This is a genomic window from Actinomadura sp. NPDC049753, assembly GCF_040674655.1.
GTDB lineage: Bacteria > Actinomycetota > Actinomycetes > Streptosporangiales > Streptosporangiaceae > Spirillospora > Spirillospora verrucosospora.
The window spans coordinates 1-14,005 of the sequence record NZ_JBFARL010000027.1 but is presented as its reverse complement, the minus strand read 5'-3'; the positions used below and the strand labels follow the sequence as shown (position 1 = coordinate 14,005).

Here is a 14,005-nt window from a genome sequence, read left to right as displayed (position 1 = left end):
CGGTTCCGTGGGGGTCGGCCTAGAGCCGGCCCCCACACTCAGGAGACGGGAACCTTCTCGACCTTGCCGAAGGGCCCGGCGTCGAAAGTCACGGACGTGACGTTGCCGGGCGGAGCGGGAAGGTAGACGAAGCCCCGGACGGGCTCGTTGACCGCAGTGCGGAACACGACCCGTCCAGCGTCGACGTAGTTGGTGGGACGCCCTGGCGTGGAAGGACCGACCCGAACGGCGCGGTAGACGTCCTTCTTGCCCGGCACCTGGATCGAGAACGCTCCGAACACTCCGCCCGGATAACTCGGGTTCGGGTAGGACGCGTCCGGCGGCGTAGTGCCAGGGCCCTCATTCACGATGTCGAACACGGCGACGATGTAGGCGCCGTCCCGGTAGAAGGGTTTGACCTCAAGGCGCCTCTTGGCGGCTCCAAAGGGAGCCGTGCGGGACGCCATCTTCTGCCCGTCCTGTGCACGGAAGGCGGCCGGTGAGCCAGAACCAGGTGCCGACGACTTGAGCTGGTAAGTGACGTCGACCCCGTCACCCTCCTGCCGCCCGTTCGCGGTGTAGGTGAAACCAGTGCCGAGCCTGGTCTTCATCTCCTTCAGAAGGGCCTGGGCCCGGTCCCCGGACACCTTGGCGTCATTGGCATGCGCCACGAGCGTCAGCGCGCCGGCCGCCTGCCCCTTCACCTGTTGCGCGACCCCGTCCAGCGCGGCCTTGGCCCCGCTCGTCAGTTTGGCCGAACCTGCCTCGAACAGGGCATCGCTACGCAGGCCCACCGTGACGCTCGATCCGCTGGACGAGACGGTCCGACCATCCGCCTCGACGATGTCGTACAGCTCGACGGGGTTCCCGCCAGGCGTGCTGCTGGGCGGGGAGGAGGAGGCCGACGGAGAGGTCGTGATCGGAGACGGCGCACCCGCCATGAACGGCTCAGCCCCGACCTGCGGCTCAGCCCCGACCGACGGAGAAGACGACGCCGACGGAGAAGACGGCGCGGACGAGAAAGACGGCGTCCCAGGCGCGGTCGGCGTGGCGGTAGCGGACGGCGTGGCCGACGCGGCGGCCACCGGAATCCCGGTGAACTCCCCGGCCGTCCCCGGCGTGATCGCGGTGACCTTCTGGACGGTCGCCGGGATCGGCGGATAGTCGGCGGCCATCTCGCGGGTCGTGCCAGGCGCGAAGCCGGAGCCGCTGGTGGTCCCGGTGGGCTTGTAGAGCTTGCGCCCGGCCGTGTCGAGCAGCGCGATCTCGAACGGGACCGACTTCACCGACGAGTCCAGCGACGTCACGCTGTAGCGCAGCACCGACTTGGCGGCCTGCCGCTCGACGCCCCTGATGGCCACGCGCGCGTGCAAACCGTCCGCGCCCCCGAACCACCCCTCCTTGGCGTACGCGCCCGCGGGCTGCACGGTGGGAAGAGCGGCCCCCGCGCGAACCGTCGGCGGAGCGACCTTCTCGGCCCGGTCGGCATCGGCGCATCCGGCCACGAGCAGCAGGCCGATGGAAGAGACGGCGAGGGGCAGCGCACGCATCATTCATCCGGACGAGAGGAGGGAACGGGCGAGGGACGCGGGCAACAGTAGTCAACCGCGCCACCCCCCGCCATAACCCCGGCAACCCCGCAGCCCCCGCCGACCGCACTCCTGCAGCCGAACCTGCAAGTCCCCAGAGTTACCGCCCCACGCTCCCGCCCTTCGACGGCGGCCAAACAACAGCGCCGCCGAACCCACGGACCGCCGACGAGCCCGCCGCACTTTCGAAGGAGACATTCACCTCTGTGATCAGCAAGCGTGCCAATCTCCAGCAATCACGCTTCAATGGGCAGTCGATGTGACCGGACGTCAGCCCCGCACGCCATCGGAAACATCCGGCAGTACGAGCGATGCATTGACCGTGGTCGGGTTCATCTGCGGAAGGGCTGAAGCGTGGGCGTCGAGCATCCCACCAGGACCGATACCAAGGTGGAGACCGACGACCAGCCCGGCCCGCCCGGACAGAAGCCTTCTTCGACTCCGATGACGACGTCCCCGCATACGGCATCGTCGGAGCATGGAGCATCGACGAAGACGGGAAAATAACGAACTCATTCAAGAAGAACCCTGATTACCGGCCTTCGCCTGAGGTGCTCGGCTTTCCCGAGCCGACCGACCCGCTGGACGCTGCGATCCAACTGGTCGTAGCCGGGTACGGAGACGACAGTCAAGCACTTGCCCAGTTGCGATCCTCGGAGGTACTGGTCGCGGCCGGTCCCGAAGGAGACAGCGGCTCCGTCTGGGTTCATGAGATCGACGGCATCGAGGGCGTCTTCACTTTCACCTCCCGAGCGCAGTTGCCAAAAGAACCGCTGCTCGAGGGAGGATCATGGCGGGCCCTCCCCGCGAGAGAACTCGCCTCGTCCGTCCCGGACAACGTCGACATCGTGATCAATATCAACAGCCCCGCGCGCTGGAAGATCGACTCTCAAAGCCTGAGACTGCCCTCAGGGCGTTGATCCGCCAAGACCCTCCGCCCATCGAGGGGCACGGCATCGCGAACTAGATGCCTTTGCGGATTCTCAGGAAGCACTGGAAATCTTTGGGATGCCTTCCTCAATCCAGTCGACTCGACTCTATCCCTCCTGCGCCAATTTCCTGAGCAACTCTTACACTGAGTACATCGTTAGATCATAAGGCACTCGGAGTTACTTGGGTTTCTCCGTGAGGTGTACTCGTTGCGGCTCATGAGAAGCATGGGGCCGCTGGGCTCTTCGCTGTCCCGGAGCGCCACCATGTTCGGCGAGGCGGCGGTCGTCTCGCGGGTCGTGCCTGGCGCGAAGCCGGAGCCGCTGGTGGTCCCAGTGGGCTTGTGAGCTGACATCCGGCCAAGTCCAGCAGACGATGGCACGCCTGGTGCGCGCTGCGAGGACCGCGGGGCCTGGGGTTGCCGCGCGGGAGACGTGAGCTGTCGGTCGTGGCGCACTGCATCGTGGGGCCGCCGGTCGGGCACCCCGACGGCCAGGGCGGGCCAGAAACGCCCCCATTCGTCGCGAGTCGAGCCTATGATCTTCTCGAACTTCACAAACCAGAAAAATTTCCGGTTCTGCGGAGTCTCGTCGTATCCATCGGCGCGATCTCCAGGGGACCGGCTCACAGCTGATCCTCTTGCGCGCCTGTCCGAGGGGATCAGAACAATGAAGACAATGCCGGCCGCAAGGCCGGACAATATAGCCTTGGGCGCGGGTCTCACCCTCGTCGAGGGTTCCTCGAAGCTGTTCGGGCGATCGATCTTCAAGAACTACCTGCTCGAAGGCATCACGTTGTCGGCCCTGGTCGTCGCGACGGCCGAGTACGGCATCGGCGCGATGGTCATGCTGCTGGTGGCGTACAGGCTCCAGATACTGGGGCTGATCGGCCGCATGATGTCGCGGTGGTCCCAGCGGCTCCCGTACACCCGGCGGGCCGTGAAGGCGACCATCGCTCTCACGGTGGTCATGCTGGTCATCACGTGGGCCGATTACGGCACCGTGCTGGCAGCACTGCTGGTGGCGTACAGGATCCAGGTACCGGATCCTTTCCACCGCGGGAAGCCGCGGCCTGTCCGGCTCCGGTTCACCTGGAAGACCGTGACGGCCGTCATCATCTTCGCCGGCTGCAACATCGCGGGCCGGGGAATGATCGTGATGGCGATGACGTCGCCGGGGACGGCCCTCGCCACCATCAACGCGATCACGTTCGCCGTCTCGACCATGACCTACTCGTCAGGGGTCTGGAAGACGGGGCAGCGGTTCGCGGCGATGCTGGTGCCGCTGCTCATCGTGCTGGGCCTCGCCGTCTCCATCGAGGCGTGGCACATCACGGCGAGCCCGTGGGGAGTCCTCTGGTCCATCGGATCGGCTCTCTCCGGCATCGTCTACATGGCGCTGTCCCGAGGTTTCGTCGAGCGGGGCGGCGCGGAGGCCGACCAGTTCCAGGCCCTGGGCACGGGCCTGGGCGTGGTGGGTCTCGGCGTGTGGGCGTTGCTGGCGGGCGAGGACGCGTCGGTCGGCTGGTCCTGGGAGGTCCTCTTGGCGCTGCTCTGCACGGCGCTGATGACCGTCGTCGTACCCAGGTACCTGCACACCCGGGCGAGGAAGGCCCTCGGAGACGCCATCTACACGATCTTGTGGAGCGTCATTCCGCTGCTGGGGCTGCTGGTCGATCTGATCATGGAGCAGAAGATCCCGACGGCATGGCAGATCATCGGGATGTCATGGATCAGCGTGATCGCGGCCGTGGCGTCCCTGCTCCGGAAGAAGCCCGAGGCGGAGATCGTCACGGGCCGAACCTTACGCGGGATGCTCAAGCGCCCGAGAAGGCCGGTCGGCTGCGGGTGATCCAAGCCGGTCGGCACAGCTCGTGCGGTTTCGCATGACCCGCACGATCCGCGCGGGGGAGAGACAGGCTCAGTCTCCCCGGCGTTCGCGGTGTCCCGGTGGAAAGGCTCGAAACCTCTCCGCCGGGACCCCGTTCTGCCCTGACCGAACGCGGCTTCGCCCTGCTCACCCCACGCTGGCGCATCCTGCAGCACATCACCGCCAGCCCCAGTCGAATCGGCGACATCAACAAGCCGCATTCGTCCTCACCCATTTCGAACACCGCTACGCCCGGTGAATCGCTAGATCGCCTCAGTGGACACGACGCGCCGGGCCTTATGGGAGCCGAGCTGGGGCCGCCATTTGGAGGTGAAGAAATCTACTTCAGGCGCACCGAGGGGCAACCTCTAAATCACCCGACAATCGCGTCAAATAAGACCTCGAACAGTGGATACGGAATTTACATGGTGCAGCAAAGACTCGTGAAACAAGAAACCACACGGCGACACTTATAGGCCCTTGTGGAAGGTCGACAGGGGATATCCCGACGGCATCGGCTTCTCGTGGGTGGCGTGGTGACTCCTCTTCACATGGAGCACCCATGGCGCCGTCACCTGATGGCATCGGTCGCCGCAGCCTCGACATTGGTAATGGCAGCGTGCTCACAGCACGCCAGCGCGCCAAAACCACCGGCGAATGTCACGTTCACAGGTCTCGATGACGCCGAGCCGCTCAGCGGCCCGGTCCAGGCCGAGATCGGTAGTGAGCGGCCCGGCTCGCGGCCGGTACCGCCCTCGCGCCCGTCGCGAACGCCGAGTCCGCCGACTCTGCGGCCGTCACCTCAGTGCCCGCCGGTTGCAGGGAGTACAAGGACAGCGTCACTCACATCCACCTGAGCGCCTGCATGGCGAAAAAGGGCAACAAGGCGTACGCCAGCGTCAACATCTACAAGGGCCACTCCAGCCGGAACTGCAAGCTGCAGGCGGTTCTCTACAAGCCCGGTAGTGACGTCCTCCGCAACATCCCCTGCGAGATGGGCGGCTACGCGATCGGCAACGGCTACACCGCCAAGGGCAAGTACCAGGTCGGCGTCGCCTCAGAGGGATATATCCACGACACCGTGTGGAGCCCCGTCGTCAAGCTGGGCTGATCCGGTTCAACCAAGTCCGGTCGCATCCAACGGAGCCGTTCCTGAGATGGTCTGAGGTTGCTTGGCGAGATCCCGTCCGATCGTCTTGATCGGACGGGATCTCGGTCGTTCTGCGCGCGTCGTGATCGCAGACCGAGTCGGGCTACGTACTCATGGCGGCCTGGCAGTCCTGAGACCGACTGCTCTCCTTGATGGCCTCGCGACCGACTCGGCTCTGCGGCCGCCGGGCTCCGGAAAAGCCGTTGGCGGGGCGCGATGACCGCTGCTACTTTTCTGGAGGCCGTGCCAGAGAGCGAGGAGGTGGTACCCGTGAACCTAGTATCGACATGGGTGCTCCCCTCTGGGGTCACGGTCGGGCGGTAGGTCGTCCGGGAGCGCCGTTCATGAGCACTCCCGAAAGGCACGACCTTGCATTTCATCTCCGAGCGGCGCCTCGACGACGGCGTTCTCGAACGCGAATTCACCCTTGGCGAGGTTCCCGGCATCCTGTGGACGCCGCCCGCGTCCGCGCCGGTCCCGCTGATCCTGATGGGTCACCCCGGTGGGTTGGACAAGATGCGTCCCCGGCTGACGGCCCGAGCCCGGCACTCGGCGAAGGACGGCTTCGCCGCGGCCACCATCGAGCTGCCCGGAAGCGGTGAGCGGCCCCGCTCGGCCGCCGCCGAGCAGGCCCGTGCCGACCTTCAGGCGGCGGTGAGGGCCGGTGGGCCGGTCGATGACGAGATCGTGGACCGGCTCGTCCTCCCGCTGGTCGACAAGGCCGTCCCGGAGTGGCAGGCCACGCTGGACGCCCTCCTCGCGCTGCCCGAGATCGGCGGCCCGGTCGGGTTCTCGGGGGGAGTGACCGCCATCGGGGTCCGGCTGGCGGCGGTCGAGCCGCGCGTGGCGGCCGCCGTTCTGTTCGCCGGGAGCTTCGTGCCTCGTGTCCTGTTCGAGGAGGCCCGGCAGGTCACCATTCCGCTGCACGTCCTGCTGCAGTGGGACGACGAAGGGAACGACCGGCAGGCGGCCCTGGAGCTGTTCGACGCCTTCGGCTCCAAGGAGAAGACGCTGCACGCCAACATGGGCGGGCACACCGGTGTCCCGCAGTTCGCCGGGGACGCCGCGGCGGCGTTCTTCATCCGGCATCTGAGCTAGCCGTCGGTCCGCTCGCCTGACAGCACTGTGGCCCTGCCCGGAGGGGCAGGGCCACAGTGCGGCGGGCTAGAAGGACTCTTCGGGGAGGTCCATCACGTCCAGGGTGGTGGACTCGGTGATGGCGCGGTCGGAGGCCAGGCGGGGCAGGACGGTCTGGCAGAAGAACTGCGCGGCCGCGACCTTGCCGGTGTAGAACGCCTTGTCGGAGTCGGACACGTCGCCGCCGCCGAGGGCGTTGAGCGCGACCTCGGCCTGGCGGCACAGGAGCCAGCCGACGATCAGGTCGCCGAGGGCGAGCAGCAGGCGCGAGGAGTTGAGCCCGACCTTGTAGAGCTCCTTCGGGTTCTCCATCGAGCCGAGCGCCCACCCGACCATCGGGTCGAGGATGCCCTGGACGTCGTCGAGGGCCCGGCCGAGCAGGGCGCGCTCGTTCTTGAGCCGGCCGTTGCCGGCCTCGGAGTCGGCGAACGCCCGGATCTCCCCGGCGAGCACCTTCAGCGCCTCGCCGTTGTCCCGCAGGATCTTGCGGAAGAACAGGTCCTGGCCCTGGATGGCGGTGGTGCCCTCGTACAGGGTGTCGATCTTGGAGTCGCGGATGTACTGCTCGATCGGGTACTCCTGCAGGAAGCCGGAGCCGCCGAGCGTCTGCAGCGACTCGGCGCCGAGCAGCGCGTAGGCCCGCTCGGAGCCGAAGCCCTTCACGATCGGCAGCAGCAGGTCGTTGACCTTCTCGGCGGTCTCGTCCCTGCGGCCCTCGAACTCGGCGAGCTGCACGGCGTCCTGGTAGGACGCGGTGAGCAGCACGAGCGCGCGCATGCCCTCGGCGTAGGCCTTCTGCGTCATGAGGCTGCGCCGGACGTCCGGGTGGTGGGTGATCGTCACCCGCGGAGCCGTCTTGTCCGTCATCTGCGTCATGTCCGCACCCTGGACGCGCTCCTTCGCGTACTCCAGCGCGTTGAGGTAGCCGGTCGACAGGGTGGCGATGGCCTTGGTGCCGACCATCATCCGCGCGTACTCGATGACGAGGAACATCTGCCGGATGCCCTGGTGGACGTCGCCGACCAGGTAGCCGATCGCCGGGTGCTTCTCGCCGAGGGTGAGCTCGCAGGTCGTGGAGACCTTGAGGCCCATCTTCTTCTCGACGTTGGTCACGTAGGCGCCGTTGCGCTCGCCGAGCTCACCGGTCTCCACGTCCACCAGGTACTTGGGGACGAGGAACATCGACAGGCCCTTGGTGCCGGGGCCGGCGCCCTCGGGGCGGGCCAGCACCAGGTGGAAGATGTTCTCGGACATGTCGTGCTCGGCCGAGGTGATGAAGCGCTTGACGCCCTCGATGTGCCAGGTGCCGTCGGGCTGCTGGACGGCCTTGGCGCGCCCGGCGCCGACGTCGGAGCCGGCGTCCGGCTCGGTCAGGACCATCGTCGCGCCCCACTGGCGCTCAAGGGCCAGCTCGGCGAACTTCTTCTGCTCGGGCGTGCCGATGTGCCAGAGGATCTGCGCGAAACCCGGGCCGGACGCGAACATGTAGACGGCCGGGTTGGCGCCCAGGACCTGCTCGGCGACGGCCCAGGTCAGCGAACGCGGGGCGCCGCTGCCGCCGAACTCGGGGGCGAGGTCGAGGCGGTACCACTCGGAGTCCATCCACGCCTTGAACGACTTCTTGAAGCCCTCCGGCATCGTGACCGTGCCGGTGGCCGGGTCGAAGACGGGCGGGTGGCGGTCCGCGTCCTCGAAGGAGGCGGCGAGCGGGCCCTCGGCCAGCCGGTTCACCTCGTCGAGGATGCTGCGCACGGTGTCCTCGTCCAGTTCGGCGTACGGGCCGCTGCCGAGGAGGTCCTGGCGCCTGAACACCTCGAAGAGGTTGAACTCCAGGTCCCGGAGGTTGCTCTTGTAGTGCCCCATTCGAGACTCCGTCTGGTTCCGGCGGCGACCGGCGGCCCCGCTGCGTACTGGTCAGTAACTCAACAGCATGCTACCCGCTGGTAACCCCTAACAACCACCCCAATCATCCGGTTTCCGGGGAGGCAGGCCACATCGATACCACGCCGGTCTCCGTCGCGTGACCCAAGTCACCAAGGCCCCCTGAGTCGCACCCTCCTACGCCCCGCGCGAGAGGGGTGGCAAGATCAAGCGGGCGCGAATTCACCCGCGGTGCACGAGGAGGTGCGCAATGAGGCAGGAGGAGGAGGCCGCCCCGAGGCTGACCGTCATCGGGACCGGCTACCTCGGCGCCACGCATGCGATCTGCATGGCCGTGCTGGGGTACGAGGTCCTCGGCGTGGACGTCGACCGGCACAAGATCGAACAGCTGGCGTCGGGCGAGGTCCCGATCTTCGAACCGGGGCTGCCGGAGCTGCTCACCAAGGCGCTCGACTCGGGCCGGCTCCGGTTCACCACCTCCTTCGCGGAGGCCGGGGAGTTCGGGGACGTCCACTTCGTGTGCGTGGGAACACCCCAGCAGGCCGGCTCGGACGCCGCCGACCTGACCTACGTCGACGCCGCCGTCAGCTCCCTGGCGCCGCACCTGCGCCGCAGGTCCCTGATCGTCGGCAAGTCCACCGTGCCGGTCGGGACGGCCGCGCGCCTCACCGGCCTCGTGCAGGGGCTGGCGCCCGCCGGCACCGACGTCGAGCTGGCCTGGAACCCCGAGTTCCTCCGCGAGGGCTTCGCCGTGGACGACACGCTGCGCCCTGACCGGCTGGTGTTCGGCGTCGCGTCCGACTGGGCGCACGAGCGGCTGCGGGCGGCGTTCAGGCCCGTCCTCGACCTCGGCACGCCGGTGATCCGCACGGACCTCGCGACCGCCGAGCTGGTCAAGGTCGCGGCGAACTCCTTCCTCGCCACCAAGATCTCCTACATCAACGCGATGGCCGAGGTCTGCGAGGCGGTCGGCGCCGACGTCAAGGACCTCGCCGACTCGCTGGCGCTGGACGACCGCATCGGCGGCAGGTTCCTGCGGCCGGGCCTGGGGTTCGGCGGCGGCTGCCTGCCGAAGGACATCCGGGCGTTCGCGCACCGGGCCGAGGAGATCGGCGTCGGCCAGGCCGTGTCGTTCCTGCGCGAGGTGGACGACATCAACCGGCGCCGCAGGGCCCGCACCGTCGACCTCGTCCGGGACCTGCTGGGCGGCGACCTCGCCGGCAAGCGCGTCGCCGCGTGGGGCGCCGCGTTCAAGCCCAACTCCGACGACATCCGGGACGCGCCCGCGCTGGACGTGGCGCGCACCATCCACGGCCTCGGCGGGGACGTCCGTGTCTACGACCCGGTCGCCCTCGGCAACGCCCGCCGGGCGTTCCCGGAGCTGACCTACGGCGAGAGCGCGTTCGACGTGGCGCGGGACGCCGACGTGGTCGTCCTGCTGACCGAGTGGTCGGACTTCCGGGAGGTCGAGCCGGAGGCGCTGGCCGGGATCGTCCGGCACAAACGGGTGGTGGACGGCCGCCACGCGCTCGACGCGGACCGCTGGCGCGCCGCGGGCTGGGAGTACCGCGCCCTGGGCCGCCCCTGAAGGTGTACCGGCCCCCGCGCCGAGTGGCGCGGGGACCGGCGAGGCGGGAGCTTCTCGCTACGGGCGCGGTGGAACATCCCGGGGTTTGGGGCCGTTGGTAGAAGTGAGGGCCGCGCCCAGGACGGGCGTACGTTTCTCCCGGACGAGGTGCGCCGTACCCGGAACGCGAAGACGGCGCGTGACAGCAGTCGTCTCGTCATCCGGGAGTGCCACCATGGCCTGGATCCTCGTCATCGTCGCCGGCCTCTTCGAGGTCGCCATGGCCCTGTGCCTGAAGGGCAGCAAGGGCTTCACCCAGCCGCTGGAGTCGGCGGGGTTCCTCGTGTTCGCCGTTGCGTCCTTCGGCCTGCTCACCGTCGCCCTCAGGCACCTGGAGGTCGGCACCGCCTACGCCGTCTGGGTCGGCATCGGGGCCGTCGGGACGGCGGTGCTCGGGATGCTCTTCATGGGCGACGAGGTCTCCGCGACCCGCGTCGTCGCGCTCGCGTTCATCGTCCTCGGGGTCGTCGGGCTTAACCTCGCCGGAGGCGGCCACTGACGGGAGGCGCCGGAGAGCGGCACGGACGGCCAGGAACGGCCACCGCCGTCGCAGGTCAGCCGAGTTCCCGGAACGTACTCTCCCGTAACAGCGTCTATGGGACGAGAGCGCGGGGAGTCGCTCGAACACGGGAGGACGGACCTTGGTCTTCAAGAAGCTGCGTCAGGCGATGGGCATCGGCGGCCCGTCGATCGAGACGGTTCTGCACGACCCGAACACGATGCCCGGCGGGGTCGTCACGGGCGAGATCGCCATCATCGGCGGCCAGTTCAACTCCGACATCAAGGCGGTGAACCTCGCCCTGCGCACCAAGGTCGAGGTCGAGTCGGGCGACAACGAGTACACCTCCAACCTGGAGTACGCCAAGATGCCGGTCGCGGGCGGGTTCAGCCTGCAGGAGGGCGCGCGGCACAGCATCCCGTTCCAGTTCCCGATCCCGTGGGAGGCGCCGCTCACCCACATGTACGGGCGGCCGCTGCACGGCACGACGGTCGGGATCGCGACGGAGCTGGAGGTCGCGGGCGCGGTCGATCCGGGCGACCTCGACCCCATCGCCGTCCACCCGCTGCCCGCGCAGGAGCGCATCCTCGTGGCGTTCTCCAATCTCGGCTTCCAGTTCCGCAACGCCGACTGCGAGAAGGGCCGCATCTGGGGCGTCCACCAGGAGCTGCCCTTCTACCAGGAGATCGAGTTCTACCCGCCGGGGCAGTACGCGCGCGGCATCAAGCAGCTCGAAGTGACGTTCGTGTCGTACCCGCAGTCGATGGAGGTCGTGCTGGAGCTCGACAAGCGCGGCGGCGTGTTCACCGAGGGCCATGACGCGTTCAGCCGGTTCACGGTCGACTACGCGACCGTCGAGCACACCAACTGGGAGCAGCAGCTCGACGGCTTCCTCCAGGAGGCCGGGCGCCGCCGGGGCTTCTTCTGACCGCCGGCCGGCCGTTCATGGGGGTCCCCTCCGCGATGTTGATCGCGGAGGGGACCTCCGCGTAGAAAGGGGTCCCGTGCCCCAGCCCCCTGGACTGACCAACGCGGAACGGCGCCTCTGGACGGCGTTCCCCACCGGTTCGGCCGTCGTCCTCGGCGACGACCGCCCGGCCGGCCCCCTGCCCGACCGCATCGTCCGCGCCGAGATCATCACCCGGCTGCTGCTCGGCGAGTGCGAGCCGCGTCCCGGCGCGGTCGCGGCCGTCCGGCTCCGCGGCGCCTACGTCACCGGGCGGCTGGACGTCGCGGGCGGTCGCGTCGAGGCCGAGCTGCTCCTGGAGGACTGCCGGCTCGTCGAGGAGCCGGTGTTCGCCAACGCCGAGACGCGCCAGCTCCGGTTCTCCGGCTGCCGGATGCCCGGCTTCGACGGCGGCGGCCTGCGCGTGGACGGCTTCCTCAGCCTGTCCGGCTCCGAGATCGAGGGGGAGGTCCGGCTGCCGCGGGCGCAGATCCTCGGCGGCCTGCGGATGAACGGGACGCGGGTCACCGCGTCGTCGCCGGAGAAGTGGGCGGTCTCCGGCGGCGCGCTCGTCGTGGACGCCGGGGCGTTCATCCGGGACGCCGAGATCACCGGCGGTGTGCGGTTCGTGGGAGCGCGGATGAACGGCGGGCTGTTCATGGAGCGCACCACGCTCGCCAATCCGGGGCGCATCGCCCTGGACGCGCAGAACATGGTCGTCGAGGATGCCGCGGAGCTGAGCAACGGGTTCAGCGCGGTCGGCACCGTCCGCCTGCGCAGCGCCCGCGTCAACGGCACGCTGTCGTTCGCCCGGGGCCGCCTGGACTCGTCCGACCCGGCGCGGATGGCGCTGCACGCCAGCCACATGCAGGTCGACGAGCTGCTGATGCGGACCGCGGAGCGGATCAAGGGCCGGGTGCAGCTGGCGTACTCCAGGATCGACCTGATCATGGACCATCCGGACGTCTGGCCGGACGAGCTGTACCTGAACGGCATGACGTACCAGACGCTGCGCGGCGCCGAGCTCAAGAACCGGCTCAGCTGGGTGTCGCGGGATCCGGAGTTCCACCTCCAGCCGTACGAACAGCTCGCCGGCTGGTACCACAGCATCGGCCACGACGACCTGGCCCGAAAGGTGCAGCTCGCCAAGCTGCGGGCGCGGCGCCGCAGGCTGCACCCTGTCGCCCGGGTGTGGAACCACGTGCTCGACTGGACGGTCGGGTTCGGCTACCGGCCGTGGCTGGCGTCCGCGTGGTTCGCCGCTCTGCTGGCCGTCGGGACGACGGTGTTCTCGATCGAGCATCCGCGCGCGGTCAAGCCGGCGGACGAGCTGCCCTCCTTCCACGCGCTGATCTACACCTTGGACCTGCTGATCCCGCTCGACACGTTCGGGCAGCAGCTGTCCTACGACGCGGTGAACTGGTCCCGCTGGGTGGCGTACGCGCTGGTCGCGACGGGATGGGTGCTGGTGACGGCGCTGATCGCCGGCGCGGCGCGGGTGCTGCGCCCGAACTGAGGCGCGGGCCGCCCCGGGGCGGGGCCGAACCAGCGCGCCGTCCCGGGCGTCCATCCGGGGTAGGGGATCGACGAGAATGGGACGCCATGGGCACGTATCTGATCACGGGCGCGACCGGCGGCATCGGCACGGCGGTGGCTGAGCTGCTGCGCGAGCGCGGGCACGACCTCCTTCTCACCGGCCGCTCCGCCGAGCGCCTGGACAAGCTCGCCGCGGCGCTGCGCGGAGGCGCGCACGCGGCCACGCAGGTCATCAACCGGGGGGCGGTCGCCTCGCCGCCGCGCGCGGCGTCGATCGGCACGATCCCGCTCGACCTGACCGAGCCGCGCCGCATCGAGGCACGGCTCGCGGCGGCCGGGATCCCCGCCCGGCTGGACGGCGTCGTCCACGCGGCGGGCATGGTGCATCTGGGCACGGTCGCCGCCACCGAGGCCGACGAGTGGATGGAGCACCTGTCGGTCAACCTGGTGTCGGCCGCGGAGCTGACGCGGCTGCTGCTGCCCGCGCTGCGCGCCGCCGAGGGCCACGTGGTGTTCGTCAACTCCACAGCAGGGCTGCGCGCCAACCCCGAGTGGTCGGCGTACGCGGCGAGCAAGTTCGGCCTGCGGGCGCTGGCCGACTCGCTGCGCGCCGAGGAGCCGGCCCTGCGCGTCACGAGCGTCTACCCGGGGCGGACGGCCACGGAGATGCAGCGCAGCGTGCGCGCCCAGGAGGGCCACCCCTACGCCGAGGACGACTTCGCGGCCCCCGCCACGGTCGCGCGCGTGCTGGTCGCCGCGCTGGAGACGCCGCGGGACGCGATCGTCTCGGACGTCACCGTCAGGCCGAACCCGTCGCGGAGCTGACGGTCGCGTCGCCGCGCGGCGGCGACGGTCGCGTCGCC

The 14,005-nt window shown here is 69.1% G+C and carries 11 protein-coding genes and 1 riboswitch; of the genes, 9 read left to right on the top strand and 2 right to left on the bottom strand.

Translation table 11 applies throughout. The features are described from left to right. Positions 1–38: 38 nt before the first annotated feature. Entirely contained in the window at positions 39–1,529 is a 1,491-nt protein-coding gene (locus AB0K37_RS10335) for a hypothetical protein (RefSeq protein ID WP_363977785.1), read from the bottom strand. 386 nt (positions 1,530–1,915) lie between these two features. Here AB0K37_RS10335 and AB0K37_RS10330 point away from each other — a divergent pair, with 386 nt between their 5' ends. The 4 genes from AB0K37_RS10330 (at position 1,916) to AB0K37_RS10315 (ending at position 6,614) form a co-directional block, all read left to right on the top strand. Next, entirely contained in the window at positions 1,916–2,488 is a 573-nt protein-coding gene (locus tag AB0K37_RS10330; RefSeq protein ID WP_363977905.1) for a type VII secretion system-associated protein, read from the top strand. Positions 2,489–3,205: 717 nt separating this feature from the next. Next, positions 3,206–4,348: a DMT family transporter gene (locus tag AB0K37_RS10325; RefSeq protein ID WP_363977783.1), complete on the top strand. Its 1,143-nt coding sequence runs from the start codon at positions 3,206–3,208 to the stop codon at positions 4,346–4,348. An 883-nt stretch (positions 4,349–5,231) separates the two neighbouring features. Continuing rightward, complete coding sequence (locus AB0K37_RS10320) at positions 5,232–5,477, top strand: hypothetical protein (RefSeq protein WP_363977780.1); 246 nt, start codon at positions 5,232–5,234, stop codon at positions 5,475–5,477. 408 nt (positions 5,478–5,885) lie between these two features. After that, positions 5,886–6,614 carry an alpha/beta hydrolase gene (locus AB0K37_RS10315; RefSeq protein ID WP_363977779.1) on the top strand — a complete coding sequence of 243 codons (729 nt, stop codon included), beginning with the start codon at positions 5,886–5,888 and terminating at the stop codon, positions 6,612–6,614. Between the two features lie 66 nt (positions 6,615–6,680). Here the strand turns inward: AB0K37_RS10315 and AB0K37_RS10310 are convergent, their stop codons facing one another. Further along, positions 6,681–8,516 carry an acyl-CoA dehydrogenase gene (locus AB0K37_RS10310; RefSeq protein WP_363977776.1) on the bottom strand — a complete coding sequence of 612 codons (1,836 nt, stop codon included), beginning with the start codon at positions 8,514–8,516 and terminating at the stop codon, positions 6,681–6,683. 268 nt (positions 8,517–8,784) lie between these two features. Between AB0K37_RS10310 and AB0K37_RS10305 the strand changes: the two genes are divergently transcribed. From AB0K37_RS10305 to AB0K37_RS10285, 5 genes are all read left to right on the top strand, one after another. Beyond that, positions 8,785–10,122 carry a UDP-glucose/GDP-mannose dehydrogenase family protein gene (locus tag AB0K37_RS10305; RefSeq protein WP_363977773.1) on the top strand — a complete coding sequence of 446 codons (1,338 nt, stop codon included), beginning with the start codon at positions 8,785–8,787 and terminating at the stop codon, positions 10,120–10,122. Between the two features lie 114 nt (positions 10,123–10,236). Then, positions 10,237–10,303, top strand: a riboswitch (guanidine-III (ykkC-III) riboswitch). Positions 10,304–10,336: 33 nt separating this feature from the next. Then, positions 10,337–10,660: a multidrug efflux SMR transporter gene (locus AB0K37_RS10300; RefSeq protein ID WP_363977771.1), complete on the top strand. Its 324-nt coding sequence runs from the start codon at positions 10,337–10,339 to the stop codon at positions 10,658–10,660. A 142-nt stretch (positions 10,661–10,802) separates the two neighbouring features. Further along, on the top strand, positions 10,803–11,588 hold the full coding sequence (locus AB0K37_RS10295; RefSeq protein WP_363977768.1) for a sporulation protein: 786 nt from the start codon (positions 10,803–10,805) through the stop codon (positions 11,586–11,588). A 76-nt stretch (positions 11,589–11,664) separates the two neighbouring features. Further along, entirely contained in the window at positions 11,665–13,122 is a 1,458-nt protein-coding gene (locus tag AB0K37_RS10290) for a hypothetical protein (protein WP_363977766.1), read from the top strand. Positions 13,123–13,208: 86 nt separating this feature from the next. Beyond that, complete coding sequence (locus AB0K37_RS10285) at positions 13,209–13,967, top strand: SDR family oxidoreductase (protein WP_363977763.1); 759 nt, start codon at positions 13,209–13,211, stop codon at positions 13,965–13,967. Positions 13,968–14,005 lie beyond the last annotated feature (38 nt).

Excerpts from the sequence above, each read along its gene's own strand:
- AB0K37_RS10320 (WP_363977780.1), top strand. The coding sequence starts at position 5,232 with ATGGCGAAAAAGGGCAACAAGGCGTACGCCAGCGTCAACATCTACAAG.
- AB0K37_RS10310 (WP_363977776.1), bottom strand. The coding sequence starts at position 8,516 with ATGGGGCACTACAAGAGCAACCTCCGGGACCTGGAGTTCAACCTCTTC.
- AB0K37_RS10285 (WP_363977763.1), top strand. The coding sequence starts at position 13,209 with ATGGGCACGTATCTGATCACGGGCGCGACCGGCGGCATCGGCACGGCG.
- AB0K37_RS10335 (WP_363977785.1), bottom strand. The coding sequence starts at position 1,529 with ATGCGTGCGCTGCCCCTCGCCGTCTCTTCCATCGGCCTGCTGCTCGTG.
- AB0K37_RS10300 (WP_363977771.1), top strand. The coding sequence starts at position 10,337 with ATGGCCTGGATCCTCGTCATCGTCGCCGGCCTCTTCGAGGTCGCCATG.
- AB0K37_RS10305 (WP_363977773.1), top strand. The coding sequence starts at position 8,785 with ATGAGGCAGGAGGAGGAGGCCGCCCCGAGGCTGACCGTCATCGGGACC.